General features: G+C 58.3%; 28 protein-coding genes. 24 read left to right on the top strand and 4 right to left on the bottom strand.

The genetic code is table 11. The features are described from left to right. Window positions 1–19: 19 nt before the first annotated feature. The 12 genes from PH562_RS02560 (at window position 20) to PH562_RS02615 (ending at window position 7357) form a co-directional block, all read left to right on the top strand. The gene (locus tag PH562_RS02560; RefSeq protein WP_285171292.1) at window positions 20–1330 is read left to right on the top strand and encodes a DUF1073 domain-containing protein; all 1311 of its coding nucleotides are present in this window, start codon (window positions 20–22) and stop codon (window positions 1328–1330) included. Window positions 1331–1431: 101 nt separating this feature from the next. Continuing rightward, window positions 1432–2547: a DUF2213 domain-containing protein gene (locus PH562_RS02565; RefSeq protein WP_285171293.1), complete on the top strand. Its 1116-nt coding sequence runs from the start codon at window positions 1432–1434 to the stop codon at window positions 2545–2547. A gap of 27 nt (window positions 2548–2574) precedes the next feature. Beyond that, on the top strand, window positions 2575–3045 hold the full coding sequence (locus PH562_RS02570; protein WP_047632003.1) for a structural cement protein Gp24: 471 nt from the start codon (window positions 2575–2577) through the stop codon (window positions 3043–3045). A gap of 3 nt (window positions 3046–3048) precedes the next feature. Next, entirely contained in the window at window positions 3049–4020 is a 972-nt protein-coding gene (locus PH562_RS02575; RefSeq protein ID WP_285171294.1) for a DUF2184 domain-containing protein, read from the top strand. 72 nt (window positions 4021–4092) lie between these two features. Next, window positions 4093–4590 (top strand): DnaT-like ssDNA-binding protein, encoded by a 498-nt coding sequence (locus PH562_RS02580; RefSeq protein ID WP_285171295.1) that lies wholly within the window; start codon window positions 4093–4095, stop codon window positions 4588–4590. Continuing rightward, the gene (locus PH562_RS02585; protein ID WP_285171296.1) at window positions 4590–4946 is read left to right on the top strand and encodes a hypothetical protein; all 357 of its coding nucleotides are present in this window, start codon (window positions 4590–4592) and stop codon (window positions 4944–4946) included. The genes PH562_RS02580 and PH562_RS02585 overlap by 1 nt, the downstream gene beginning before the upstream one ends. After that, on the top strand, window positions 4922–5170 hold the full coding sequence (locus PH562_RS02590; protein WP_285171298.1) for a hypothetical protein: 249 nt from the start codon (window positions 4922–4924) through the stop codon (window positions 5168–5170). Before PH562_RS02585 ends, PH562_RS02590 begins: the two co-directional genes overlap by 25 nt. Before the next feature lie 22 nt (window positions 5171–5192). After that, window positions 5193–5585 carry an HK97 gp10 family phage protein gene (locus tag PH562_RS02595; protein WP_285171299.1) on the top strand — a complete coding sequence of 131 codons (393 nt, stop codon included), beginning with the start codon at window positions 5193–5195 and terminating at the stop codon, window positions 5583–5585. A 37-nt stretch (window positions 5586–5622) separates the two neighbouring features. Next, the gene (locus PH562_RS02600; protein WP_285171300.1) at window positions 5623–6054 is read left to right on the top strand and encodes a phage tail terminator-like protein; all 432 of its coding nucleotides are present in this window, start codon (window positions 5623–5625) and stop codon (window positions 6052–6054) included. A gap of 3 nt (window positions 6055–6057) precedes the next feature. Then, window positions 6058–6543: a hypothetical protein gene (locus tag PH562_RS02605; RefSeq protein WP_285171301.1), complete on the top strand. Its 486-nt coding sequence runs from the start codon at window positions 6058–6060 to the stop codon at window positions 6541–6543. An 83-nt stretch (window positions 6544–6626) separates the two neighbouring features. Then, on the top strand, window positions 6627–7028 hold the full coding sequence (locus tag PH562_RS02610; protein ID WP_092577516.1) for a hypothetical protein: 402 nt from the start codon (window positions 6627–6629) through the stop codon (window positions 7026–7028). 23 nt (window positions 7029–7051) lie between these two features. Beyond that, on the top strand, window positions 7052–7357 hold the full coding sequence (locus tag PH562_RS02615) for a phage tail assembly chaperone (RefSeq protein WP_113230426.1): 306 nt from the start codon (window positions 7052–7054) through the stop codon (window positions 7355–7357). Window positions 7358–7711: 354 nt separating this feature from the next. Here PH562_RS02615 and PH562_RS02625 read toward each other — a convergent pair whose 3' ends face one another. Then, the gene (locus tag PH562_RS02625) at window positions 7712–8098 is read right to left on the bottom strand and encodes a hypothetical protein (protein ID WP_162738119.1); all 387 of its coding nucleotides are present in this window, start codon (window positions 8096–8098) and stop codon (window positions 7712–7714) included. 41 nt (window positions 8099–8139) lie between these two features. Continuing rightward, on the bottom strand, window positions 8140–8682 hold the full coding sequence (locus PH562_RS02630; RefSeq protein ID WP_113234018.1) for a hypothetical protein: 543 nt from the start codon (window positions 8680–8682) through the stop codon (window positions 8140–8142). 54 nt (window positions 8683–8736) lie between these two features. Here PH562_RS02630 and PH562_RS02635 point away from each other — a divergent pair, with 54 nt between their 5' ends. The 12 genes from PH562_RS02635 to PH562_RS02690 all read left to right on the top strand — a co-directional run bounded on the left by PH562_RS02635 (window position 8737) and on the right by PH562_RS02690 (window position 24037). Next, window positions 8737–11136 (top strand): hypothetical protein, encoded by a 2400-nt coding sequence (locus PH562_RS02635; RefSeq protein WP_285171303.1) that lies wholly within the window; start codon window positions 8737–8739, stop codon window positions 11134–11136. Continuing rightward, the gene (locus PH562_RS02640) at window positions 11136–11780 is read left to right on the top strand and encodes a hypothetical protein (RefSeq protein ID WP_285171304.1); all 645 of its coding nucleotides are present in this window, start codon (window positions 11136–11138) and stop codon (window positions 11778–11780) included. The genes PH562_RS02635 and PH562_RS02640 overlap by 1 nt, the downstream gene beginning before the upstream one ends. A gap of 3 nt (window positions 11781–11783) precedes the next feature. After that, window positions 11784–12404, top strand: a complete 621-nt coding sequence (locus PH562_RS02645; RefSeq protein ID WP_113230431.1) for a hypothetical protein — start codon at window positions 11784–11786, stop codon at window positions 12402–12404. Further along, window positions 12401–12829 carry a DUF6950 family protein gene (locus PH562_RS02650; protein WP_285171305.1) on the top strand — a complete coding sequence of 143 codons (429 nt, stop codon included), beginning with the start codon at window positions 12401–12403 and terminating at the stop codon, window positions 12827–12829. The genes PH562_RS02645 and PH562_RS02650 overlap by 4 nt, the downstream gene beginning before the upstream one ends. 100 nt (window positions 12830–12929) lie before the next feature. After that, window positions 12930–19727 (top strand): phage tail protein, encoded by a 6798-nt coding sequence (locus PH562_RS02655; protein ID WP_285171306.1) that lies wholly within the window; start codon window positions 12930–12932, stop codon window positions 19725–19727. 4 nt (window positions 19728–19731) lie between these two features. Then, entirely contained in the window at window positions 19732–20163 is a 432-nt protein-coding gene (locus tag PH562_RS02660; protein WP_285171307.1) for a hypothetical protein, read from the top strand. A 73-nt stretch (window positions 20164–20236) separates the two neighbouring features. Continuing rightward, window positions 20237–20572 carry a hypothetical protein gene (locus tag PH562_RS02665; protein ID WP_285171308.1) on the top strand — a complete coding sequence of 112 codons (336 nt, stop codon included), beginning with the start codon at window positions 20237–20239 and terminating at the stop codon, window positions 20570–20572. Window positions 20573–20590: 18 nt separating this feature from the next. Next, window positions 20591–21259, top strand: coding sequence for a DUF4376 domain-containing protein (locus PH562_RS02670; RefSeq protein ID WP_285171309.1), 669 nt, complete (start codon window positions 20591–20593; stop codon window positions 21257–21259). A 252-nt stretch (window positions 21260–21511) separates the two neighbouring features. Continuing rightward, complete coding sequence (locus PH562_RS02675) at window positions 21512–22249, top strand: hypothetical protein (RefSeq protein ID WP_350223767.1); 738 nt, start codon at window positions 21512–21514, stop codon at window positions 22247–22249. 151 nt (window positions 22250–22400) lie between these two features. Then, window positions 22401–22652: a hypothetical protein gene (locus PH562_RS02680; protein WP_113230452.1), complete on the top strand. Its 252-nt coding sequence runs from the start codon at window positions 22401–22403 to the stop codon at window positions 22650–22652. Window positions 22653–22731: 79 nt separating this feature from the next. Further along, on the top strand, window positions 22732–23061 hold the full coding sequence (locus PH562_RS02685; protein ID WP_113230453.1) for a hypothetical protein: 330 nt from the start codon (window positions 22732–22734) through the stop codon (window positions 23059–23061). 118 nt (window positions 23062–23179) lie between these two features. Next, the gene (locus PH562_RS02690; RefSeq protein WP_285171310.1) at window positions 23180–24037 is read left to right on the top strand and encodes a sugar phosphate isomerase/epimerase family protein; all 858 of its coding nucleotides are present in this window, start codon (window positions 23180–23182) and stop codon (window positions 24035–24037) included. Between the two features lie 80 nt (window positions 24038–24117). Here PH562_RS02690 and PH562_RS02695 read toward each other — a convergent pair whose 3' ends face one another. Next, the gene (locus tag PH562_RS02695; protein ID WP_113230455.1) at window positions 24118–24324 is read right to left on the bottom strand and encodes a hypothetical protein; all 207 of its coding nucleotides are present in this window, start codon (window positions 24322–24324) and stop codon (window positions 24118–24120) included. 306 nt (window positions 24325–24630) lie between these two features. Beyond that, window positions 24631–24927, bottom strand: coding sequence for a hypothetical protein (locus PH562_RS02700; protein WP_113230456.1), 297 nt, complete (start codon window positions 24925–24927; stop codon window positions 24631–24633). Window positions 24928–24970: the final 43 nt, after the last annotated feature.

Raw genomic sequence — 24970 nt, forward strand, 5'->3', positions numbered from 1 at the left:
CGACATCAAAGGACAATCCATGGGGCAGGTATTCTCGATGGTTCGCGACGGATTGGTGAGCCTTGCATCCCGCATGGGCACCGATCGCGACAAGGCGGCATCGGTTTTCTACACGCAGCCCATCTTGACGGACGAACAGATCATCGCCGCCTATCGCGGCTCCTGGCTGCCGCGCAAGATCATCGACATTCCGGCTCTCGATAGCTGCCGGAAATGGCGAAACTGGCAAGCATCGAGCGATCAGATCGGATTGATCGAAGCGGAGGAACGCCGTCTCAATCTGCGCGGCAAAGTGCTGGAAGCAGCGACGAAAGCGCGTCTCTTCGGTGGCGCCGCTCTCTTTATCGGGTCCGAGGATGGCGATCCGGCACGGCCGTTGGGGATAGAGCGGATCGGAAAGGATGGCCTCAAACATTTGACGGTACTGACGCGCCGCCAATTGGCGGCCGGCGATATTGATAGTGATCCAACCTCGGAATGGTATGGCAAGCCTAAATTCTACAGGTTGACCGGTGCCAATGGCATGCAGGTGACCATCCATCCCTCTCGGCTCGTCATCTTCAAAGGTGCGATGACACCGAATGAAGAGTTTGGGGGAATGGGTAATCAGGCTTGGGGCGAAAGCGTGCTCGCCGCGACTTTCGATGCGATCAAGAATGCCGACAGCACCGCGGCCAATATCGCCAGCCTGGTCTTCGAGGCCAAGATCGACATCATCAAGGTCCCACAATTCTCGGCCAATATCGGCAATCAGGCCTATGAAGATGCGGTGCTGCGCCGCTACGCGCTCGCCAACACCATCAAGGGGGTCAACGGCACGCTGATCCTCGATGCCGAAGAGGAGTACGAGAGCAAGAGTGCGCAGCTCTCCGGCCTTACGGATATTCTGATGGCCTTCCTGCAGATCGTCGCCGGTGCGGCCGACATTCCGGTCACGCGATTGCTTGGTCAGTCTCCCGCCGGCATGAATGCGACCGGCACGGCCGACATGAAGAACTACCACGATCGCATCCAGGCCATTCAGGAGCTTGATTATACGCCCGCAATGTCCCGGCTTGACGAGTGTCTCATCCGCTCTGCCATTGGTTCGCGCGATCCCGCCATCTATTCGACCTGGGCGCCGCTGGAGCAGATGAGTGAGATGGAACGGGCCGATATCTTCAAGACGAAGGCGGAGGCGGCACGAGCTCTGTTCGGCTCCGCCCAGGGCGAGGAGATCATTCCTCGTCAGGCTCTCTCTGAAGCTTTGCTGAATGCTTTTGTAGAAGACGGATCGTTGCCGGGATTGGAGGCGGCAGCAAGGGCACCCGACCGACCTGGCGACGCCTAATGCCGCACAGTCCTCAGCGTATAACCAACGAATAAACCGCTTCATCGAGCGGAACGGCTTTCACCCGAACCACATCGGCTTCGACCAGGAGAAATCCCAACATGAACTTCACAGACACAGTCACCGTCGCGGGGACGCGGCGGACGGGGGACGGCTATCTCGTGGCCGATGCCCGCATCGCCCGCACCGGCATTCAAACCTATGCCGGCGGCGAAATCGGTAGGCCCGAGATGCCCACCGTGCGCATCTATCGGCCCAGCGGTGAGGTCTTTTCCGAGGACACGCTCAAGAGTGCCGCTCACCGTCCGGTGACAAACGATCATCCGCCCGAGATGGTCACCTCGGAAAACTGGAAGAAATATGCTGTCGGCCAGACCGGAGACGAGATCGCCGGTGAGGGCATCTTCCTTCGCGTGCCGCTGATGGTCAGCGATGAAGACACGATCCAGGCCATCGAAAGCGGCAAGCAGGAGCTTTCCGCAGGCTATGTCTGCGATGTCGATTTCACGGCCGGCGTAACGCCTGCCGGCGAAGCCTATGACGCCATCCAGCGAAACATTCGCATCAATCATATCGCCATTGTGCGCCGTGGCCGTGCGGGCTCGAAAGTCCGCATCGGCGATGCAGCCGCACCGTGGGGCTGCTCTCCTCTCGCAGCCCCACGCCCCCTTTCCGATGACAAGCAAAGCAAGGAAGGAATGATGTCCACCAAGACGATCATGATCGACGGCATCGAGATCGAAGTTTCCGATCAGGCTGCGGAGATCATCACGACATTGCGGCAGCGCCTTGCTGACGCCGAGGCCGCCCATCAGAGGGCCATTGCTATCCGGGATGCCGAACTCGACGCGCTGAAGGCAGCCGTTCCGGACGAAACGGAGATCGAGCGCCGTGCCGAGGCGCGCGCCGATCTGATCGGTCTTGCCAAGGCGATTGCCGACAACATCCGGACATCCGGTCTTTCGGACGCTGCCATCCGTAAAGCCGTCGTGATCGCCAAGGCGGGCGAGGGCGCCGTCCAGGGCAGATCGGACGCCTATATCGATGCTCGCTTCGATATGCTGGCCGAGGGGCTACGTAAGAGGCCGGATCTTTTTGCCGATGCCATCAAAGACGGCATCAATCCGACGCAGCCGTCCGCATCCCCAGCCTTTGCCGCCTATGCCGCCATGGTGCGCGATCTCGAGAGCGCGCATCTGGCTGCCAACCCCTCTTAACCAGGTCAACGAAAAGGAGACGCTTCAATGGCGACTTATCAGACCACCTATGGAAACGCTCCTCGGAAGGGCCTGCACGGGCAGATCGCTTCTGAGGAAAAGGCCAACAAGATCAGCCGCACGGTTGAGACCGCTGCCGGCATCAAGTTCGGGCAGCCCGTTCAGCGCGGCCTTGCAGATCATGGTGTCGCGCCCTTTGCCGCCGGTGGCAAGTTCATCGGCATCGCCGTGCTGACCCCGAACGTGCTGCCCGATGTGGCTCCGGCCGGCGGTTACGCCCAGTTCGTCACGGGCGCGTTCCTGACCTCCGGTCAGATGTATGTGCGGGCCGGCGGTGCTGTCTCGGACGGTGATGCCGTCTACTACAACCCGACCACCGACGCTTACGTCAACGCAGCCGGCACCGGCATCGTCGGTCCCATTCCCGATTGTTTCTTCGATACGAGCGGCAGCAACGGCGACATCGTCGAGATCTCGCTCAAGCACAGGAGCGCCTAATCCATGAACCAGTTCGTTCGACAGCAGTTTGCCGACGCACAGGCCGCCTATTCCTTCGTCATTGCGCAGGGGCGCAATATCGAGACGCGCATCTACCAGCGGCGCTATCCGACCCTCAACTACGGCCTCCATGTTCCGGTCGTTACCGAAGGCAACGAATGGGCCTCCGGCACGACCTTCTTCACCGTCGACAGCGCCGGTGACGCGAAGTTCCTCTCCGCCGCCGGCACGGATATGCCGTTCAATCAGTCGACCCGCGACAGCGCCAGCCATGATTTCGCAATGATCGGCTCGGGTTGGGAGTGGAATCTCGAGGAGGTTAATCAGGCCGCGCTCTACAATCTCGATCTCAATGCTTCCAACGCCATTTTCGCCGCCGATAAGATCGAACGCCTGCTCAATTCCGTCGCCATGATCGGTTCGACGGAAAAGGGCTGGACCGGTTTCGTCAACGATCCGAAGGTGTCGCGCGTCGATGTCGCTGCCGATGGTACGGGCGGCTCGACCCATTGGTCCGCCAAGACGGCCGATCAGATCCTGCGCGATGTCAACGATCTTATCGGCGGCGTGCGGCAGCGGACCGGCGAAGTCGAATGGATCGACAGCCTGCGCCTGCCGCCGGAAGCCTTCCGCCTGATCGCCACGAAGCGGCTTGCCGATGGTGATGGCTACATCACCGTGCTGGAGTTCCTGCGGCACGGCAATGTCTACACGGCCGAGACCGGCCAGCCGCTCGACATCCAGCCGCTGCGCGAGCTCGCGACGGCCTCGCAGGATGGCGGCGGCCGCATGGTCGTCTATCGCCGCGATCCGGAAGTGCTGCGCTTCCATCTGCCGATGCCGCGCCGCGTGCTGCAGCCGCGCCAGAAGTCGATCATGAGCTTCGAGACCGGCATCATCGCCCGCACCGGCGGCACCGAGGTACGCCTGCCGGCCGCCATGGCCTATGGCGACGAGATCACGGCTGCGGCTTGATGCTGATCTCCCTCTCTCCGCTTCGCGCGGGGAGAGGGCATCTGTCTTCTCAACGATCGACACGGAGCTTTCATGTCCGCATCCTTTTACGGCACGCTCGCTGCCGCCGATGCCTATTTCGCCGATCGTGCCAATGCCGGCTGGACCGCGGCCAATGAAGGCGATCGCCTGGCGGCGCTGGTGCGTGGATCGCAGGCCCTCGATAGCCTCTACGAGCCCAAATTCAGCGGGCGGCGAACCGGGGGCTATGATCAAGCCTTGTCGTGGCCCCGCAGCGAGGCCACGACCGTGAACGGTGAAGTGATCGCCGACGATGCATTGCCGCTGGCTGTGACTTACGCAGCCTATGAAGCGGCGGCGCTTGAGCTTGCGGAGCCGGGCAGTCTGACGCCCGTCATCGTCGCGGCTCGCACGGTGAAGCGCGAGAAGGTGGGGCCGCTTGAGACGGAATATGCCGTTGCCGATACCAGCGACGACATGGTTGCCGCCGCAAAGCCGGTGCTGACCATGCTTGACGGGCTTCTCTACCAACTCCTGCGCCCGGTACTCCCCGGCATTCTGGTGGTGTGATGGCTGCTTTCAATTACGATAAGGTACGGGCGACTGCGGCGCGGCTGATTACCAAATTCGGCCAGAAGGGCAGCCTGCGGCGTATCACGAGTGCCGGCCCGGATTACGATCCGGTGCAGACGAGCGAAGACTTTGCTTGCTCGTTCGTCGATCTCGATCGGAGCCAGGCGCATGTCGCCGATACGCTCATCCAGCGCGGGGATCGCATGGTCTATCTCTCGACCGAGGGACTGTCGATCACGCCGACGCTGGCCGACAGGCTGCTGATCGGCGGCGCTGAATACGCGATCGTTGATATCCAGCCACTGTCTCCGGGCGGGGCGGTCGTCTTTTGGCAGCTGCAGGTGCGGCGATGAAGGCGCTGGTGCGTTTCAAGACGATCCTGACGCTTTGGCTGCTGTCGCGAGTGATCCTGCTGCTCAATCGGGTTTCACCATTGCCGGGGATTGAGAGAAGCGACGGGACGAAGGCTGAATCCCGAACCGCCAAACCCGTGGTTCGTGCCCGCTACGGCCATCTCACCCTTTTGAATTTCGAGCGGCGAGGCTCTTCACCGGGCAATGCCGCCGATGACGCATAAGCTTATCAAGAGGCAAATCGATATGGCTTCCTCTAATTTCTCTGCCGATATCGCCGCCTGGGCTGAGCGGACCAAGAAGCGCATGGAAGAGGTGGCGAACCTCTCCGCACAGCGGTTGGCCGCGGCAATTGTCGAGGCAACGCCTGTAGCCTCCGGCGAACTTGTCAATTCCTTCCGGATCTCTGCCGCGCCACGGCAAAGCGAGGATCTGGAGAGATCTGATGAAGGCCAGCCGGTCCATCTGGCCGGTCTCGGTGTGCCATTGGGCGGCATGATCCATATGGGCTTTACCGCGCCGCACGCCGCCGCAGTCGAATATGGCACGGATGGGCAGGCGGGGCAGGGCATGGTGCGGCTCGCGGCGCGCCAATGGCCTGATATCGTCGAGCGCGCCGCGCGCGACACGGCGGACTGACCTCTCTAAATTTCAACATCATAGACATGGGTGACGCATGGCGACGGCGACGGACGCTCTCATTCTGGCTGCGCTGCTGGATCATCTGGCAGCACTCCAATTCCTACCGCCTTTGCCGGTGGCGCAGCCGGGCATTGCCTTTCCGCCGGTGGGGCAAGAAAAGCCGGATAACTATCTGGCCGTCAGCTACCTGCCCAACCGTCCCCGGCAGGTGACGCTTGGCGACGATCCGCAGCAGAAGCTCGGGCTTCTGCAGGTTTCCGTCTATTGGAAGGCCGGCGGCGGGCTGATCAAGCCACTCGATGCCGCCGGCCAGGTCATCGACCATTTCAACAACAAGACGCTGTTCGCCTCTGGCGTGAAGATCACGATCAGTGGCGAGCCGTGGGCCGCAGGCCCGATCCAAGAGGATGACCGGGTGCAGATACCGGTCACCATTCCCTACACCGCCTTTGAACCGGAGACATGATCCATGGCGAACAAAAGCACGAAGAAGGGCTCGAAAGTCTACGTATGCGAGACGCCCCAGAATACGGACCTGACGGCCACCGCCTATGCCGCGCTGACCTGGGTGCAGGTGGGCAAGGTCGGCAAGGTCGGCGATTTTGGCTCGGACTCCACCATCAACCACTACGATACGCTGGATGAGCCGGTGCAGCAGAAACAGAAGGGCGTTTCCAACGCCGGCGATCCGGAGATCGAAGTCGCCTCCATCGCCGACGATCCGGGCCAGGACATCCTGCGCACCTTCGGTGATCCCCTTAACGTCAACAATATGGCGATCAAGGTCGAGCGCAACGACGCGCCGCAGGGCAAGACCAATACGGTGTTCTATTCGCGCGGCGTCGTTTCCGGCCCGCTCTATCCCGGCGGCGGCTCCGACGATTTCGATCTGGAGAAGTTCAAGATCGGCCTCAACCAGTTGCCGATCCGCGTCGATCCCGTCACCACGCCGTAAGCACCATCTTACGGAACCTTGCGCGCGTCGCTCTCCTGCGGCGCGCGGCCACTTTCAAAAGTCCCAACCGATAAGGTGTTTTCTTGGATATCTCCAGTCTCGTCAATTCCGAAGATCTCTTCGAGCTGCAGCTCCTGCATCCGGCCACCGAGGAGCCGCTCGGCATCTCCTTCATGATCCGCTCGGCCGAGAGCAACGAGGTGAAGAAGATCGTTCGCCAGCATAGCGACCGCTTCCTCGCCAGCCGCAAGAAGAAGCTGACCACCAGCAAGGTCGAGGCCGAATATCTCGACAAGGCCGCCGCCGCCATCGCCTCCTGGAACTGGGGTGAACAGCAGTGGAAGGGCGAGCAGCCGGTGCTCTCCTTCGAGAAGGCCCGCGAAGTCGTCGAGGATGCCGGCTGGATCTACGATCAGGTGGCCGGCGCCTCGGAGGACCGCGCAAATTTTATGAAGAGCTTGCCGAAGGGCTTTCAGAAGCCGTAGGGATCGTAGCGCGCTATGATTGCGTGCGCGATACAAATGGCGAGACCCGGCGCGAACGCAACGAGGCCTTCGAGCTTTTAAGCCCGGAGGCCGAGGTGCCGGAGGCCGGCCATGCGCTCTGGGACTGGTTCTGGGACCTGCGCTCGGCGCAGGCCCCCGGCTTTTCCGGCCCGGCGCCGCTCTCCCACCAGGAAATGCTGGCCTGGCTGCAACTGACCGGCAACCACCTGCGCCGCGAGGACATCGCCGTGCTGAAGGCGATGGACGGGCGCTATTGCCAGGCGGTGGAGGAGGAGACGGAGGCGATCAGGGTGCGGGAGGCGGGGTAGCGTTAGCATCCGCCGGAACGAGGATGAGGTGAACATGGTTGGGCATCAACACCCAGCCCCAGACCTCTACGCCAGCGGCACGACAATGATGAGCCAGGAGATTGCGATAGAGCGCATAGTCATCGTCGCAAAAGAAGGTTTGCGCCCGCCCGTTGCCGCGTTGGGTAACATGATGTGGGGTATCAGGGATGACGATACGAGCGAGACAGGCCATTGGCTGCCTTGGTCAGATCTAATCTTATTGAGTGCACGGTCACCGTATTTAAATCAAAAGATGGTCCAGTAACGGATATTGCAAGTTCTGCGAGCTTGAGAACCCCATGACTATTGCACTTTCAGGCATCCATCAAAGTGTCAGCGCGTATTTTTCCTATTTGCAATAGCATCGAAAGCCGCATCCAGTTTGTGATATCGCTCCATCAGCAAATCACTGCATTTATCAACTGTGACCTTGGGGTTCTTGTAAAGTGGGTCGCGCGCCATCTTCTTTTCCCATTCATCCATAATCTGGCGCGCCAGGTCGGCATTTTCCGTTACATTAACCAATCCTGCTTCAACTGCCTTGCGCACTTTTAGATATGATTCAACGCCGATGCCGTTGCGGCAGAAATAGGCGGCACTCAGGCTGGCGTAACTGGCGTTCGTAAACGCAGTCGTTAGTTCTGCGAGCTTTTGATCGTCTCCTGCAGTAGCGATTCCGCTTATCATGCACATGAAAGTTGCGAAAATTAATCGACGCATGTTGCCTCTATAGGTTGATTTAAGCTCTTAGATATCGGTGTTCAGCCGAAGATGCGCCGAAGCTGGTCGCGTATCCATCCCACATAAGGGGCGATTGGTTTGGTGTAATCTAGTTTTTCCTGTTCAGTTAGGGGCGGGTCATTGCTAGTGTCTCGCAGTATTTGTGAAAATGTAGAGGTGTCCGTAGGGCGGGGAAGGACTTCGAACATTGCTAGTTTGGATGTGCTGCCATCGTGGGAGAGGTATTGGCAAACGACTGTTGTCGTGGTCACTTCTGCATTCTTGTTTAATACGTTAAAATTCAGGGTTGCGGTATAATATACCGGCTTCATCCTGCCTTTATCAAATTCCTTCAGATACACTTCTTTGAGATATGGGATGTTCTCGTATCGCTCCCCGACATCAGCCCTTGTCGCAGGCCTGTCGCTAAGAAAGAATCTGTTGCGCTCATAGGTAGATGGTGCCGCGAGATATTTTGCCAGTTTTGTCTCACAGGCTCTCACGATCGGCGGATCAAAGACGCCGCAGCCGCTCAACATTGGCAACATGAGCGATGCCGCAACTACGTTTGAAAACGACTTCATAAAATCCCCCTAGTGCCCCGGCTGATTTTTGCCATCAATTCGAAAGGTATACCAGTGATAGATGTTGCAACTCTCGGTATTTCTGTTGACAGCTCCAATGTACGGGCCGCGGCTGATGATTTTGATGGGTTCGCTGCGGCAATGAATCGTGTTGTGCGGGGCTCTGGCGCGGTGTCTCGCGCACTAAAGACAATGAATAATGACGCAAAAATAATGGGTGGAGTCGTCGATAAAACTATTGCTCAGATTAACAAGTTCGGCGCAGGGTCCGCCCCTTTGGTCAACAGATTTCAGGGAGCGTTGGCCGCCCTTAACACTCCATCAAACGACAGAGGATTCGCGTCACAGTCTTCGAATGTAAGGTCTCAAGCGAACGCGCCGACCTCCGCCCAGCTCAATCACACGGGAAACGAGCAATATGACTATTTCTTGGATCATCGTGCTGAATTTGCCGCAGATCTCGGGCCGGGCGTGTTAGACAATCTCGTCAGCGCAGCAAGCATCTTGACCAAAGCCGTCGTCGGGTTGATCCCCATCGCGGGCGATCAGGCGAGCACCGTTGCCGGCGATTGGGTAGATAGCTTTAGCCCATCCAATATGCGGCAGAAATCTGAAGCAGACGCAAGAGCAAAGGGCGATCGAGCAAGGCGTTTAATGGCTTTGCCAGGTGCCAAAGATGACCCAGTAATCGCGAGGTATGCTGGTGTTATGATACCGAGGGATGAGACCCTTACAAAAACTTTCGAATTTCATAAAGGGGCGAAAGATTTTTTTGATCAAGCGCTCAACAATTTGAATAGTGCGCTCTCGGATATTGAACCGCAACTCTCGTTTCCGCCTTCAGCAAGCGGACCGGATAATCCCTTATTTGCGGCGCAGAAAAGCTATGAAGAAGTGATGAGTAAATTTAAAGCTGAGGCAAACCCAATAAATGCTCTGTTCAATCTGGACAAAGCGTTGTCTGACGCCGCAGCGAAGATGTCAGATGTTCCTGAGATTGCCGCTTCGTCGGCAAAGCTCAAGGTCGCGCTGGGACCGATCAAAGATGATCTAAGCCTTGCGAACGGCTTGATGGCCAAACATAACGCTGCGAACAAAGAGAAACCTGCTTCGCTTAATAATATAAAGCAATCCATTTTTGCCGAAAGCGGCACCACGGCAAGTATACTCCTTCCAAATATTGCCGCTTTCTCTCGCGTTAGCCCGCTCGCGATCGAAACTAAATCGAAGCAGTCCATAGCCGGTAGCGCTGGGGTTCAAAATAGCCAAAAGGATGAGCTACAAGGTATTCAGCAAGCTACTGATGCTCTTACGAAATCCTCCAAGGACAACACGGAGCAAGTAAAAGTCGGAATACAGACCTCCGCTCAGTCCGCTGCCGCGACGGACAATGTGAAGTCGAAGGTTGTCACGCTGAAGCAAAGCCAGGACGAGCTTCAGAAAAGTTGTGCCGTGCAATTGGCGCAAATGCCGCAATTGACCAAGGCGGCCAACGACCAGGCTGATGCCTATCGGCGCGTTGCCGACGCGCAGGCGCTGCAGAAGCTTGCGGGCGATATCCAGTTCCAGCAGGAGCAGATGGGCCGCTCGACCATCGATCAGACTGTTGCTTCGACACAGAAGCAATATGGCCTGCCGGTCGATATGAACTCGGCCTCGGCCAATATCATTCGCTACAATGAGCAGCTGAAATATGCCCGCGAGCTTGCCGGCGATTTCGCCTCGACGCTGGTCAGCGGCTTGCGCAATGGAGAGGGCCTTTGGAAATCCTTGGGGAAGGCGGCGATTTCCGTGCTCACCAAGATTTCCGACAGACTGTTGAACGATGTGCTCAACAGCCTGTTCAAGGTCAATAGTGCTGCCGCAGGCGGCGGGCTGTTCGGTGGCGGCGGTATTGGCGGCTTATTCTCAAACCTGTTCGGATTTGGCAGCGGCGGTGGTTTCAACATCGGCTCGAATGCAACCGTGCCCACCTCCGGCTTCGATCCCTTCAGCGCTCTATCCGCTGGATGGGCAGATGGCGGCTATACTGGTCCTGGCACCACCTATGAGCCGGCAGGCATCGTTCACGCCGGCGAGGTCGTCTGGAGCCAGAGGGATATTGCCCGGGCTGGCGGCGTCGGCGTTGTCGAGGCGATGCGGCTTGGCCGGCGCGGCTATGCCGATGGCGGCGTGGTCGGCGAGGGCGGGCCGCAATTGCTGCGGGCGCAGCCAGATGCTGCCGTTCCCGTCCGTCGCCTCAGGGCCGACAATCAGAACGATGCCTCCGGCTCCGCTTCCGGCGTGCATGTCACGGTCGGTGTTTCCGTCGATGAGGACGGCAATCTGAAGGCCTATGTGAAGAATGTCGCGCAATCGGAAGCGCAGAGTTCGACGCGGCAGGGGCTGAATGATTTCAATCAGCAGCTTCCCGATCGCGTCGCGCAGATCAACCGCAATCCCCGGAGGCGCTGATGACCGTTTCCTATCCCTACAGCCTGCCGGCCTTTGCCGATCTTCTGAAGATCTCCAGCATCGTCTGGGACATTCAGCGCAATGACGAGCTTTCCGGCTCCGGCGATGGCCGGGTCTGGCAGGCGGAGCTGGCGCCGCCGCTCTGGACCGGCACGGTGACGCTGGCCGACACGTACAATGCGGAGGCGAAACAGATCGCCGCCCGCATCCGCAAGCTACACGGCGCCCAGGAGGCGCTTTTTCTTTATGATCCGCTGTCGAAATATCCGCAGGCCGACCCCGACGGGACGAAGCTCGGGAGCGCTGCGGTCAGTGTCGCAGCACTCGGGGCCGACAATGCCTCGCTCAGCCTCAAGGGCCTGCCAGCTGGTTATCGATTGACCGTCGGCGATAAGATGCAGGTCGGCTATGGCGGCCGCTACGCCTTTCTCGAAGTCTCGGAAACGGTTGATGCCAGCGGGCAGGGCATCACGCCCGTCTTCGGCGTTTTCCCGCATCTGCCGGCCGGCTTTGCCGCCGGTCTCGGTGTGACGCTTCTGCTGCCGGCCTGCAAATGCCTGGTCATGCCGGGCAGCCACAATCCCGGCACCGCGAGCGGCCCGATCACCACGGGCGCCACCTTCAAGATCATCCAGAAGAAATAGACGATGAAGAACATCACCTCCGCTTTCTTCGCGGCGCTGACCGGCGCGCGCGACAAGGGGCTCGTGCCCCGTCGTTTCGTCTGGATCACCGGCAAGGATCTCGCCAGTGGCGCGCCCGCCTCGATCGGCGTCTGGACCGGCGATGACGATATCAACATGACAGTCACCTCCGGCGTCACCGGTCTGCCGGAGGCGCGGACCTACTATGGCGGCCTCAATCTACAGGTGAGCCCGATCCCGCGCACGGCGGATCTGACAATCCAGACCGTGACCATCACCATCGGCCAGATCGCGCCCGCCGTGCAGCAGCTTGTGCGCGGCTACGATCTGCGGCTGGCGCCGATCGAAATCCATGACATGTCGTTCGATACCGGCACGCGCCTGCCAAGTGCCGCGCCGGAAATCGCCTTTCTCGGCATTGCCGATGGCGCTCCGATCAAGACGCCAGCCGTGGGGCAGGATGGGGATATTGAGATCTCCGCCATCTCCGCCGCCATCGCTATGCTGGAGCGCACCAATCCGGCCAAATCCTCCTATGAAGGCCAGAAGCGCCGCAGCGGCGATGAATTCGGCCTTTATTCCAGCACCGTCGCCAATTGGCAGATCCCCTGGGGGCAGAAATGAACAGCGATCTTGTCAGAGTCAAGAACTGGCGTGCCCGCTTCGTCGCCGAGATCGATCGGCTGAAGCGCACGCCCTTTGCCTGGGGCAGCCATGATTGCGGCCCGGGCCTTGCCGGCAATCTGGTGCTGGCGATCACCGGCGTCGATTGCGCCGCGCAGTTTCGCGGCGAGTATTCGACTGCCGCCGGCGCGCTGAAGACGATGAAAGCGGCGGGCTTCGACAATCTTGCCGATCTCGTCGCCAGCATGCTGCCGGAGATTCACCCAAGCGAAGCCGGCATCGGCGATATCGCCGCCATCCCACATGAGGGCCCCTTTGGCTACGCGCTCGGGGTCGTCAATGGCGAGCGCATCTTCGTGCTGCGCGAGACCGGGCTCGGCACCGTCGACCTGCTCGACGCCAAGCGGGCCTTCAAGGTCGGCTAATCCGGCCTCTCGATATCAATTTTATCCCTGACCGGTGACAAGTCGGCGCGGCTCTGCCGCGACGACCTTTTCCTATGCGTCAATCGAGGTCGTCCGATCCATGAAATATTTCATCCTGCTTCTGAACGTCCTCGGCTTCTGGCTGATGGCGGATGCAGCCCATGCCGAGCCGATCAGCCTGGCGATCACCTCGATCGCGGGCTTCTTCAGCTCGATCGGCGCCATCGGCAAACTTGTATTGACCGTTGCCATCAACATCGGCCTGTCTCTGGTCGAAAAGGCGCTCGCGAAGAAGGATAAACCTCAGCCAGCCGGAACGAAGCTTGAGATCAGCATGGGGGACGATCATGCGATGTCCTTCATTATCGGCAGTTATGCGACCGCTGGCAAGCGCAAGTACGCCGGCACCTGGGGTGAGGACGGCAAGACGCCGAATGCCTATTTCACCGATGTCATCGAAATCGGCAGCCTTCCCAACCGCGCCGGCGAACGCGGCCTGACCAGCGTCTGGATCGACGACCAGAAGGTCGGCGTTCTCTGGGATCAGCCGCATCCTGATGGGCGCGGCTTCCCCGTGCTACAATATCGCATCAAGGACAAGGACTATCTTTGGATCAAGTTCCTCGACGGCACGCAGACGAGCCCCGATCCGTATTTGATGGCCAAGTTCGGCATTCATGCCGAGCGCCCCTGGAAACCGACCATGATCGGCCGCGGCTGCCAAGTCGTCATCCTCACCTCGCGCTATAATACCGATCTTTTCAAAGGCGTCCCCGCGGGCCTTTTCGAGCCGCATCCGCTGCCGCTCTATGATATCCGCAAGGATTCCTCAGTTGGCAGCAATGGCGGTCATCGCTGGGCCGATCCTTCGACGTGGGAGCCCAGCATCAACCCGGCTGTGATGATCTACAACCTTGCCCGTGGTGTGTATTACGGCTCGGAATGGGTCTATGGCGGCCAGAATATCGGCGCCTTCTGCCTGCCGGCGACGAACTGGATGGCGGCGGCGAATGCCTGCGACGCGTCCGTCCAGCTCGACGGCGGTGACAGCGAGCCAGCTTTCCGTGCCGGCTACGATATCCAATGCGATCAGGAACCCCTCGATGCCATTTCCGAGCTGCTGAAGGGCTGCAACGGCCGCATCGCTGAAGTCGGCGGCATCTTCAAGATGCTGGTGGGGACGCCGGGCGCGGCGGTCTATTCCTTCACGGATAATGATATCATCGTCACGGAGGAGCAGGATTTCCAGCCATTTCCTTCGCTTTCAGCAACTTATAACGCCATCGAGGCCACCTATCCGGAGCCAGCGGAAAAATGGGCCACGAAGGACGCGCCGGGCCGTTACAACACCGATCTCGAAGCTCAGGACGGCAATCGCCGTCTGCCGGCGCAAGTCCAGCTGCTTGCCGTACCCTTTGCCAACCAGGTGCAGCGCATTGGCCTGGCGATGATCCAGGATTACCGGCGCTTCCGCGTGCACCAAGTATCGCTGCCGCCGGATGCCTATCCACTCGAACCGAACGATGTGGTTTCCTGGTCGTCGGCTCGTAACGGTTATGACGAGAAAAAATTCCTTGTCGTCAAAGTGGAGCCGCAACCGAATTTCCTGATCGTTGTCACTCTGAAGGAAGTCGATCCGGCCGACTACGACTGGCATTCAGGCCTGCAATTGCCAACGGCGGTCGGCTGGCTCGGGCCTATTACGCCGCCGTCGCAGCCGATGATCGGCTGGACCGTCGAACCCTCGACGATCAAGGATGCCGGCGGCATTGACCGTCGCCCGGCAATCAAGATCAGCTGTGCGCCTGAGCTCGATGATGTCGCGGGCGTATGGGTACAGGTGCGTCTGAAGGAAACCGGCGATGTCGTGTTCGACAGCGACAGCAATCCTTATGCCGTTCCATATTCGTGGTTGATTTCCGGCCAATGGACGCTTGCCAATACAAACTATGAGGCGCGGGGTCGATATCTTCCGCAGTCGAGCCGGGCAACGGACTGGTCGGCTTGGCTGGCTGTCAAGACGCCGAACGTCCTTATTCAGACTGCTGACGTTCTTGATGGCGCAATCGTCCAATCCAAGATTGCTGATGCGGCCATATCGGCTGCAAAGATCACGGATGAGGCGGTCTCCAATCTGAAACTCGCCGACCATGCGGTTTCGACGGCAAAGCTTGAGATAGCTGCTGTTACGGCTGACGTGCTGGCCAGCGGCGCTGTGATCTCCGCGAAACTTGCGGATGGAGCGGTCACGGCTCGGGCGCTCGCTCAGGGCGCAGTGGATGCCACCAGCCTTGCAAGCGACATCAAGGCCGTTGAAGTCGTTTCTGCGCTGCCGACGACCGGCAATGACGAAGGCCGGCAGGTCTACCTCCCAACGGACGGGAAGCTCTACCGCTATCATAACGGCGCGTGGACGGCGGCGATTGCTGCCGTCGATGTCAATGGGACTTTAAATAGCTCCCAAATTGCCGATAACGCCATCACGAGCGGCAAGCTGGCGCCACTCGCCGTTGATGCAAGCAAACTTGCGGATGGTTCTGTCAGTGCTGCAAAGCTTGCGGCCAATGCGGTCGACGCAACCAAGTTTGCCTCCGGCATCCGGCCGGTGGAAATTGTCTCGAGTTTGCCGGCCACCGGTAATATCGAAGGGCGCACCGTTTATCTGACAGCCGACGACAAGCTCTATCGTTATACCGGCAGCACCTGGACGGCTGCGACGCCAGCATCCGACATAACCGGGCAGATGACGGATGCACAGATCGCCGCCGTCAATGCGGCCAAGGTCACCGGGACACTGGTTTCCTCGCAGATCGCAGATGCGGCGATCACCAATCAGAAGCTTGCCGTATTAGCGGTTGACGCCGCAAAGCTCGCGGACAATGCCATCACCACCACTAAGATTGCAGACAATGCGATCTCGACGCCGAAGCTTCAGGCCAATGCGATCACCGCCGACAAGATCGCGGCGAATGCCGTCACGGCGAAGTCCCTCCTTCTGATGGACTTCGAAAACCTCGTCCAGAACGGAAAGTTTGAGGACAGCGCCTCGTCCATCGCGTCTTATCTGACGGTGGTTGGCGTAAACACCACGATGGCATACGTGCCTTCGGATAACACTGGTTCCCTCATGTTGCAGATGGTCAAGGCCACGACCGCCAGCAACAGCGAAGTGCGCACCATCGCATATATTCCCGTCACGGCAGGCGAGCCCCTCTACTTCGAGACATCGTTCAAGAGCGGCACGACGGACACCTCCATCAACGGGGCCTACTATCGGCTCATGTGGTTTGATGCGAACAAGGCGCTGATCACGCCAAACTACACCGAACTTGCGGGCAACAAGGCATTCGGCACCACGTGGACAGACTATAGTGGGAAGATCACTGTCCCTGCCGGCGCGTGCTTTGCCCAGGTGCGGTTCTTCAACACGAGCACCACGGCACCGACGCTCTTGATCGACCGTGCAATCATCCGCCGCGCCAATGCCGCGAGCCTGATCGTCGATGGCGGTATCACGGCGAATGCACTCGCGGCCGGCTCCGTCACGACATCCGCTCTCGCGGCCGGTGCGGTTACGGCTGACGATATTGCCGCAAACGCTGTGACGGCTGGGAAGATCGCCGCCAACGCAGTGACGGCCGGAACAATCGCTGCGAATGCTGTCACGGCTGGTCAGATCGCAGCCGGCGCCATCGGCGCCACGCAGATCGCGGCCAAAGCCATCACGGTTGACAAGATGGTTTTATCCGACTTCACCAATCGCTGTGAAAACCCGAACTTTGGCGAAGGGGACAAGAGTTGGGTGAACGGTCTTGGCGTCGCCATCCTCAACGGCGCAAACGCTTACACAGGCAACTACTATATGAACATCGGTGCCGGTGCCGTGGCGAACGTCATTGCGTCGAGAAACAATAATATTTTTCCCGTCCTCCCCGGCGAGGAATATTTCCTTCAAGTGTTTGCAAAGGCCATCGGAAACCCGACAGGCTCGCTGTCTGCTCGTATCCGCTTTATGGGCGCAGACAAAATCAACTATCTTAACGCCACGGGCTTCAGTATTCCCGTGACGGTTGGAACTTTGTACACGGAATTGAATACAACGATCATCGTGCCGTCCGGAGCGGTTTATGCTTGGGTTGATTTTGTCCCCGGAGAAAATCTTACCTCTGCCGGTAGCTACCAGATCGGATTCGTCTCCTGCCAGCGTAGGAGCAGCGGTAAACTGATTGTGGACGGCGCCATCACCGCCGAGAAGATGGCGGCAAACGCTATCACCGCCGACAAGATCGCGGCGAATGCGATTACAGCTCGCAGCCTCATTCTGCAGGATTGGGAAAATCTTATTCCCGATAATCAGCTGCAAGCACCTATTGCCTGGTCTGCGCTCAACGATACGGTCGTCAATCCTTCAACAACGCAAGCCTTCACCTCGAAAGGAGCGTTTGACTATACGTATTTCAATGGCGCTGGTTACATGCAGATCGCTCAAAGCCAGCCTTTTGCGGTGGTTTCCGGTCAGGAATATCTTTCCTCTATTCAGGTGATCCGCACGTCGGGCACCAAATACGGCCTGTGGGCTCGTATCCACTGGCTTGACGCTAACGGCAACCTGCTAGTCCCTGATGTCTACGTCAACATGTGTGCCTACGGTACATCAGATGGCGGAACTGCAAACGGTCTGCAGACCTTTACGGCTGGTATCACGCCGCCTGCCACAGCCTTCGGCGCTGTGGTGAAGATGTATATCCATAGATCTTATACGGATGGCAACGTCTCGATCGGCGGGCTAAGTGTTCTGCGCAAGGCGTCGGCTAGCCTGATCGTTGATGGTGCGATCACCGCGAACAAGATCGCCGCCAACGCCGTTACAGCCGGCAAAATTGCGGCTAACGCCGTCACCGCTGGAACGATTGCCGCCGATGCAGTCACGGCCGGTATGATCGCCGCTGGCGCGGTTTCGGCAGCACAGATCGCGGCTGACGCCATTACGGCCGACAAGCTGGCATCGAACTCGGTGACCACGGACGCTCTGGCGGTTGGTTCGGGCAAGAACCTGCTTCAAAACACCAGCTTCACGATGGGTCTGGACTGCTGGGGCGTCACCTATACCAGCGGCACCATTCCAGGGCTTGCCATGCGTATCCGCCAAGCGGGTGAGGCATGGGCTGGCCGCAACAATCCGGTACTGGAACTGAGGCAGGGCAGTGGACCCAGCGGCTTCTATGCCGATATCCGATGGAAGCGGCCTGATGGGGGTGGTCTGGCCAACTCGCTGCCATTCTCGGTGCTGTGTGCACCGGGCGAATGGTTGGAAGCAACAGCCTATATCTCGGCACATCGCTGCAGCGTGGAGCTGCGTATCGAATGGGTGGGGGCTGATGGTGGCGCGCTCAGCTATACCGCCGCCTCAACCAATGCCGGCAATGCTTCAGATCAGAACAATCCCGATCTTTGGCCGCGTCTGCGCACAGCTGGTGCGGCACCCGCCAACGCGGTTGCCGCTTCCTTCCATCTGCGCAAGCTGGACACCATCAGCGGCCAGACCGACAGCTTTATGTTCGTGAACAAGCCCATGCTGTGCCGTATCCCGGCCAGCGCGACCGAACCGACGCCGTGGAGCGATGGCGGCGTGGTCATGATCACGAACGGTGGCATTGTCGCCAGCGCCGTTACGGCCGACAAGATCGCCGCCGACGCCGTCACGGCCGGGAAGATCGCTGCGAATGCGGTCACGGCGGGCACGATTGCGGCCGGTGCGGTCACCGCGACCACGATCGCGGGCGCCTCGATTACCGGCGACAAGCTTGCCGCCAACACGATCGGCGCGGATCAGATCGCGGCGAATGCCATTACCGCCAAACAGCTCGTCCTGACTGACTTCAGCAACATGGCCGATAATGGCTGGCAGACTGGAACGCTGGATGGCTGGACCGTTCAGAACCAGCAGGCTTTCTATAACGACACAGTCTCTGGAAATGCGGCGGGCTGGATTCTGCAGTCCCTCGGCCGTGACTGCGCGCGGTCGAACTTCATTACCGTGACGGCGGGCGAAGTCTATGCCTTCGATGTCTGGGTCTACAACACCGACGCTAACGCTGCGAACGTCTTTGCCGCAGTCCAGACTCCCACCGGCACGTGGGGTTTCAACGCCGTAACGGGCACCACCGTTAAGAACGGGTGGGTACGTTTGCAGGGCCGCTACACAGTACCAAGCGGCTATACCAAGCTCGCGATGCTGCTTCAGGTCGAAAGGACGGCGGGAACCGGTGGTTCATGCTACTGGTCGAAGCCCGTCATGCGCCGCGCCGTTTCGGCCGAGCTGATCGTTGATGGTGCGATCACCGCGAACAAGATCGCCGTCAATAGCCTCGATGCCATCACTGCCAACCTCGGCGCGGTCAATATCAGCTCGGCCGTCATCGGCACGCTGCAGGTCGGAACCTCCAACATCTCCGGAGGTGCAGTCACCGGGGTTGGTGTTGGGCGTGTTGCCGGCACGCAGACAATCGGCGCTGGCGGCACAGTCAATCTCGTGAGCTGCGTGGTTAATGTTGCCGGCGATGGCCGCGTTGTGATCGACGCTATGACACTCGGGCAGTTCAATCAGAACGGCGGCAGCCAGAACTCCCAGCCCATCGGGTGCAACATCTTCCGCGACGGCACCGCGATCTTTAGCCAGACCTATTATCTCGGTGTGGTTCAGACCGTGGTTAGCGGCACGGGTGGCAGCAACGGCAGCACCACACAGACTACCTATACGGCCGGCCTCGTCGCTGTCTCGGGCCTCTACGACGCCCCCGGCGCAGGCAACCACACCTACATCCTGCAGATCTATTGCCCCGGCAACACCATCGGCTGGAACGAAAGCAACATCACCGCAACTGCTCTCAAGAGGTGACCTTGTGACCGCGTTAGAAGACAGAACGATCCACTACATCGTCTACGGTCCTGACGGCGCTATCAGGCAAAGCGGCGACTGTGCCCTGAGCCTGCTCCAGCACTATGCGGAAGTCTACGGCAAGGGCTTTGAGGCGATGGAAGTTGAGGCCAACCAATATCGTCGCGATATCGACGCGCACTGCTACGTCCTCAACGGGATCATAACCGCGAAGGGGCAAGCCATCTCGGTGACCGATTTCACGATCAAGGCCGATGGCGTGGATCGGGTGCACTTTGCCGTGCCGGCTGGGACCTCGGTCGTTCATGCCAACGAGATCGTCGCGATCGAGGACGGAATTTTCGAATTCACGACGGACGTTCGCGGCGACCACCGCTTTCCCTTCATCGCCGCAGCCGGCTTTCACGATTTCGAGGTGATCATCCATGCTGTTTAAGGTGTCCGCAGATCTCACCCTGGAGCGCGTCCAGGCACAAACGGACATTGACCGACAGGTGAGGCTAGCACGAATGCTCTTCATCACCCTCATTCCCGGTCAGGAAGCGGTCTATGCGCTGAAGCTTCGTGAGGCCGAGCTGATCGCCGCCGACCCCCGTCAAGGCGGCAGCGTGCCCGAAGGCGAAACGCCGCATATCACGGCCGAGGCTGCCGAGCATGACGTTAGCCGTTTTGAAAAGGCGGTCGAGATCCTCACGCGGGACCAGCACTGGGCGGTCGGATCGCAGATGATCGAGACCTTGCGCCGATCGGCGAACGCCGCTCTTGCCGCCGCCAGAACCGCTCCCGAAATCCGCGCCGCCTGCGAGATCGATTGGCGGGCCGTTCGCATCTTTGCCCAAGCTTGAACAGAAGAAAGGACTGCCATGTACCGCATAGATAGCATGTATGAACCGATGGTCGAGGCGCTGCTTGCAGCTCGTTCCGAAAACAGGGCTGATCGCTGGATGGCATGCACCGCCTTCTGGCTCGGCCGGCAGCAGATCTACAATGTGCCAGATTTCTGGCTGGCGCTTGCCGCCAAAATCACCTCCGGACTAGGTGCGGCTGACAGGGACGCGATCCTTGATCAATTGAGCAACAAGGAAGTAACCCTAGCCAGCTCGGCCATGGAGTGGCCGGAGACGCCGGAAAGTCTTCTTTCCATCGTTGCCGGCTGGTCGCCAGAAGCGGAGCCGGTCGATCTTTACGCCTATGCTGCCTCCAAACGCTACGCTGTTGAAACGGGCAGCATCGTTATCGATGGTATGCGCATCATGACCGATCGGGCGAGCCAATCACTGATCACTGGAGCCTATAACTATGTGCAGGCAAATCCCGACGTAATGGTAAGGTTCAAGACGGTAAGCGGTTTTGTTGAACTGACGGCGACACAGATGACGGCGATCGCGAATGCAGTTGGTGCTCATGTTCAGGCGGCTTTTGCGGCCGAGGGTGAGGTGAACGCCCAAATCATCGCTGGCTCGATCTCCACCAAAGCGGCGATCGATGCTTTTGCTTGGCCGTCCAATGCCGCTATATCGCCCAGCATCTGATGGAATGCCCACATGCGCTCGTTAGGACGCGCAAGAGGCCATTCGCGCCGCCCTGAGGCAAGGTCGCGCCGATGCGATCGGTCGACGTTCGGCTAGGTTTCTGAGGCGTTAAAACCGACTATGTATGCAAGTATAGATCGATATCCAAAGCTCGATGGACCTGCCAGCCAGTACACCAGGTGAGCGATATAACCCGTAAGACGAAGGTACAGAAGCTGCCTCGGATTTAGGCGGCCTTTATGCTGGAGGCGATTGGGTTTCGTTACGAGAGCCAACTCTGCCTGGTGGTATCCTTGCCAGGCGTCTCATTCGTATTTTGCCATTCGAATTTATATTTTCGAGTTTGGAATGAAGCTTATGGATCACGAGAAATTCTTCTCGGCGGTGCGAGCGCCATTATTTGGCGGTCGGCTGTCAACAAATCAGGTCAATGGTATTGAGGCAATCCTGGATGCCTGGGTGGCAGAGCCTTTCGATCTCCGTTGGCTCGCTTACATGCTGGCGACAGTCTATCACGAGACGGACAAAGCCATGTGCGGAATTTCGGAAAATCTGAGCTATTCCGCAGCCGGCTTGCAGGCGACATTTCCGAAGTATTTCAATATGGAGCAGGCGGCTGCCTATTCTCGTCAGCCGAGACGGATTGCCAACCGTGCTTATGCTAATCGTTTGGGAAACGGCGATGAAGCAAGTAATGACGGCTGGCGCTACCGTGGCCGCGGTCTCGTGCAAATCACCGGGCGGGACAACTATGCCAAGTACGGCATCGTCGATGATCCGGATAGAGCTCTCGATCCTCGTAAAGCGATCGAAATCCTGTTCGACGGCATGATCAACGGCCGTTTCACCGGCAGGAAGCTTGCCGATTATTTTAGTGCTACGGGTTCAGATTGGATCGGTGCGCGCCGGATTATCAACGGCACGGATCGGGCAACCGACATTGCCGGCTTTGCCAAGAAATTCGCGGCGGCGATTGAGCGCGCTCGGTAGATTTATCCGAGGCCGGTTACAGACGCCTAGAGGCTGACGATACCGAGAATATCGACTCTTCGCACATGCCTTTCACGGCAGCTTCAACCAATTCAAAGTTTGGTCGGCATCGTATCGGTGAGCCGCTCCAATCCATTCAAGAGGAAAACATATGCTCAATACGAATGCGTTCCATAATGTTCTGAACGTTTTGATAGCATTGTCTGCATCCATGATTGCGGTTCTTTTGGCGACAGGCTGCACGCAGCTTGCAGATGGAGCCTTGGAATGTTCGCAATCCTTTGTCGGTCCAGGCTTTGCCGCTGTCGCGGTCACGGCTTTGAGTACACTGAAAATCATCATCAATATCTTGCGTGATGGTATTGCGGGTTTGATAAAGCCACAGCCGCCTGTCGATAAATGAAATCATTTGCCTGCCGTATCCCTGATGAACAGGTGACGGCAAGCAATCGACTGTTCCAAAATTCTGATTGAGAAAAGCGATGACGTTACATGAATTTCTGGATGCTTTGGGCATCAAAGCCGGTGTCGTCATCGCTGGTCTTTCCGGCGGCATTTTACGTGGCCTCTCCAGGCGCCGATATACGACACGAGAGATCGTCGCATCGCCGATCTGCGGCGCACTTGCCGCCACCTATCTAACGGAGCCGACGCTTTTCTATCTGCGCGCTATCAACTGGCCTTTGCCACAGAAGGATGTCGCAGCCATGAATGCCACGGCTTTCGTCGTCGGCATATGCGCCATGTGGATCGCTGATCTGGTTTTTGACACTATTTCCAGATGGGTTAAGGGCGGCCGTGAAACGCCGTAGCCGCATCATGCTTTCATGTGACATAGATGGCGCATAGGAGCGGGCGGCTATGACATATTTCCGATTGATATCCGTCCAATCCAACCTAATTCTTGTTTACCTTTTACGGCAATAAGAGATGGGGCGTCTTGTGGTTGATTTGTCGGATCGTTTTGCGGTTTCAAGCTGGTCCCTGCATCGGGCGCTCGGCTCCACCTATCCCTATAGGCCCGCCGATCAAGCATATCCGACTGGTCAGCCGACATATGGGAAGGGCACGATCGAATTGATCGATCTGCCGCAACAATGCGCCGATCACGGCATTTTTCGACTTGAGATTTGCTCCTTCCATTTACCGAGCCCTCTTCCTGGCTATCTCGGTGATTTTCGGAAGGTTATGGAGGAGGCTGGCGTAAAGCTTCAGACGCTGCTCGTTGAAGATGGGGATCTCAGTAATCCTGAAACCGCCCAGCGCGATGCCGAATGGATGGCAGGATGGATTGACGTCGCTGCGGCTCTTGGGGCTGAAAACATGCGCGTGATAGCTGGAAAGACTCCCCCGACAGATTCAGCTTTGACGCTTGCGGAGATCCATTTGCGGCGGCTGGCGGAATTGACTGCCGCAGCGGGAGTGCGTCTCGTCATAGAGAATTGGTTCGACCTGTTGCCGGCACCGACGGAGGTCAATCGGATTCTTGATGCTTTGCACGGCAAAGTCGGGCTCAACGGCGATTTCGGCAATTGGGAGCGGGACGGCAAATACGAGGATCTGGCAGAGATCATGGGCCGTGCCGAACTCTGTCATGCGAAAGGGCGTTATTCAGCAGCGGGGCTCGATGCAGCGGATTACGTCCGCTGCATTAAGCTTTCCAACGCGGCTGGCTATCACGGTCCTTTCACGCTGATCTACGACTCTTCATATTATCACGACGAGTGGACCGGAATTCTCGAAGAGCGAGATTGTATCGCGAATGTTTTCAAAGAGAATGCGGCATAAACTCCCGCTGCATTTTTGATACTAAAGCTAGAGAAATTGTGCTCAGGTTTTAGATACCGAGCTGGATGCCCAGGAATACGTCAATGAAAATCGTAGTCATGCAGTGCGCCAAGCAACTGATCTTGTGTTTGATAACCCGCATTGTAGAGGTCAATGGCAAGATTGGCTGCCGACAGACCTTCCTGACTTTGTAATCTGATGCTGCGTTCGGCACACCATGCAAAAAGTGCGCCTGCGAGGACATCGACGTCATCGGGGTAAAGCGGCGCATTGACCATCATAGACATTCGCTACACCATTCATTGTTGGAGCTTGGCATCGGGTGGGTGAAGCGAACACTGCTTGGGTTTTGCAAATTTGCAACTGAGTTCATCCCGCGACGTTAACGGCAGCCTGATTTGGGACAGACCATGTGTCTTAACGTGACACAGGTCTGTTCTTGGGCACATTATTGCCGATTTTGATGTCCACCGGGCGGTGCCACGGAAGGGGTAGTCCTCGCCGCTTCATCATGTGGTGCGACAAACAAGAGAACGCCGAGCGCAATTGCCAGCGCCACTAGAAGGATAACACGAGCCTTGGCTTGGAAGGCATCATTGATGGACTGGATGCGACGCCTTAACCGCGGCCTCAATCAGCTCCTCGGCGTATAAAAGTGCCGATGCCGTATCGTCGCCGTCAAGTTTTAAGTCCTTGCATTTGCGATGCATGGCTCTGCGAATCTGGGCCAGCAACGCCGCATCGATATCGACTTCACCTTCGTCAAATACATGCGTTAACGCAGACTGGGCGACAATTTCCAGGACCGCAACTCGCCCTTCAATTTCACCTAGGGAGGGTATCGCATTCCTCTTTACATGCTGTTTGCAATCGCGATGGGTAGTAAGCATTTCAGTCACCTCCTTCACGAAAGAAGATAACTATCGAGAAAGG

This window comes from Rhizobium centroccidentale, assembly GCF_030182565.1.
Lineage (GTDB): Bacteria > Pseudomonadota > Alphaproteobacteria > Rhizobiales > Rhizobiaceae > Rhizobium.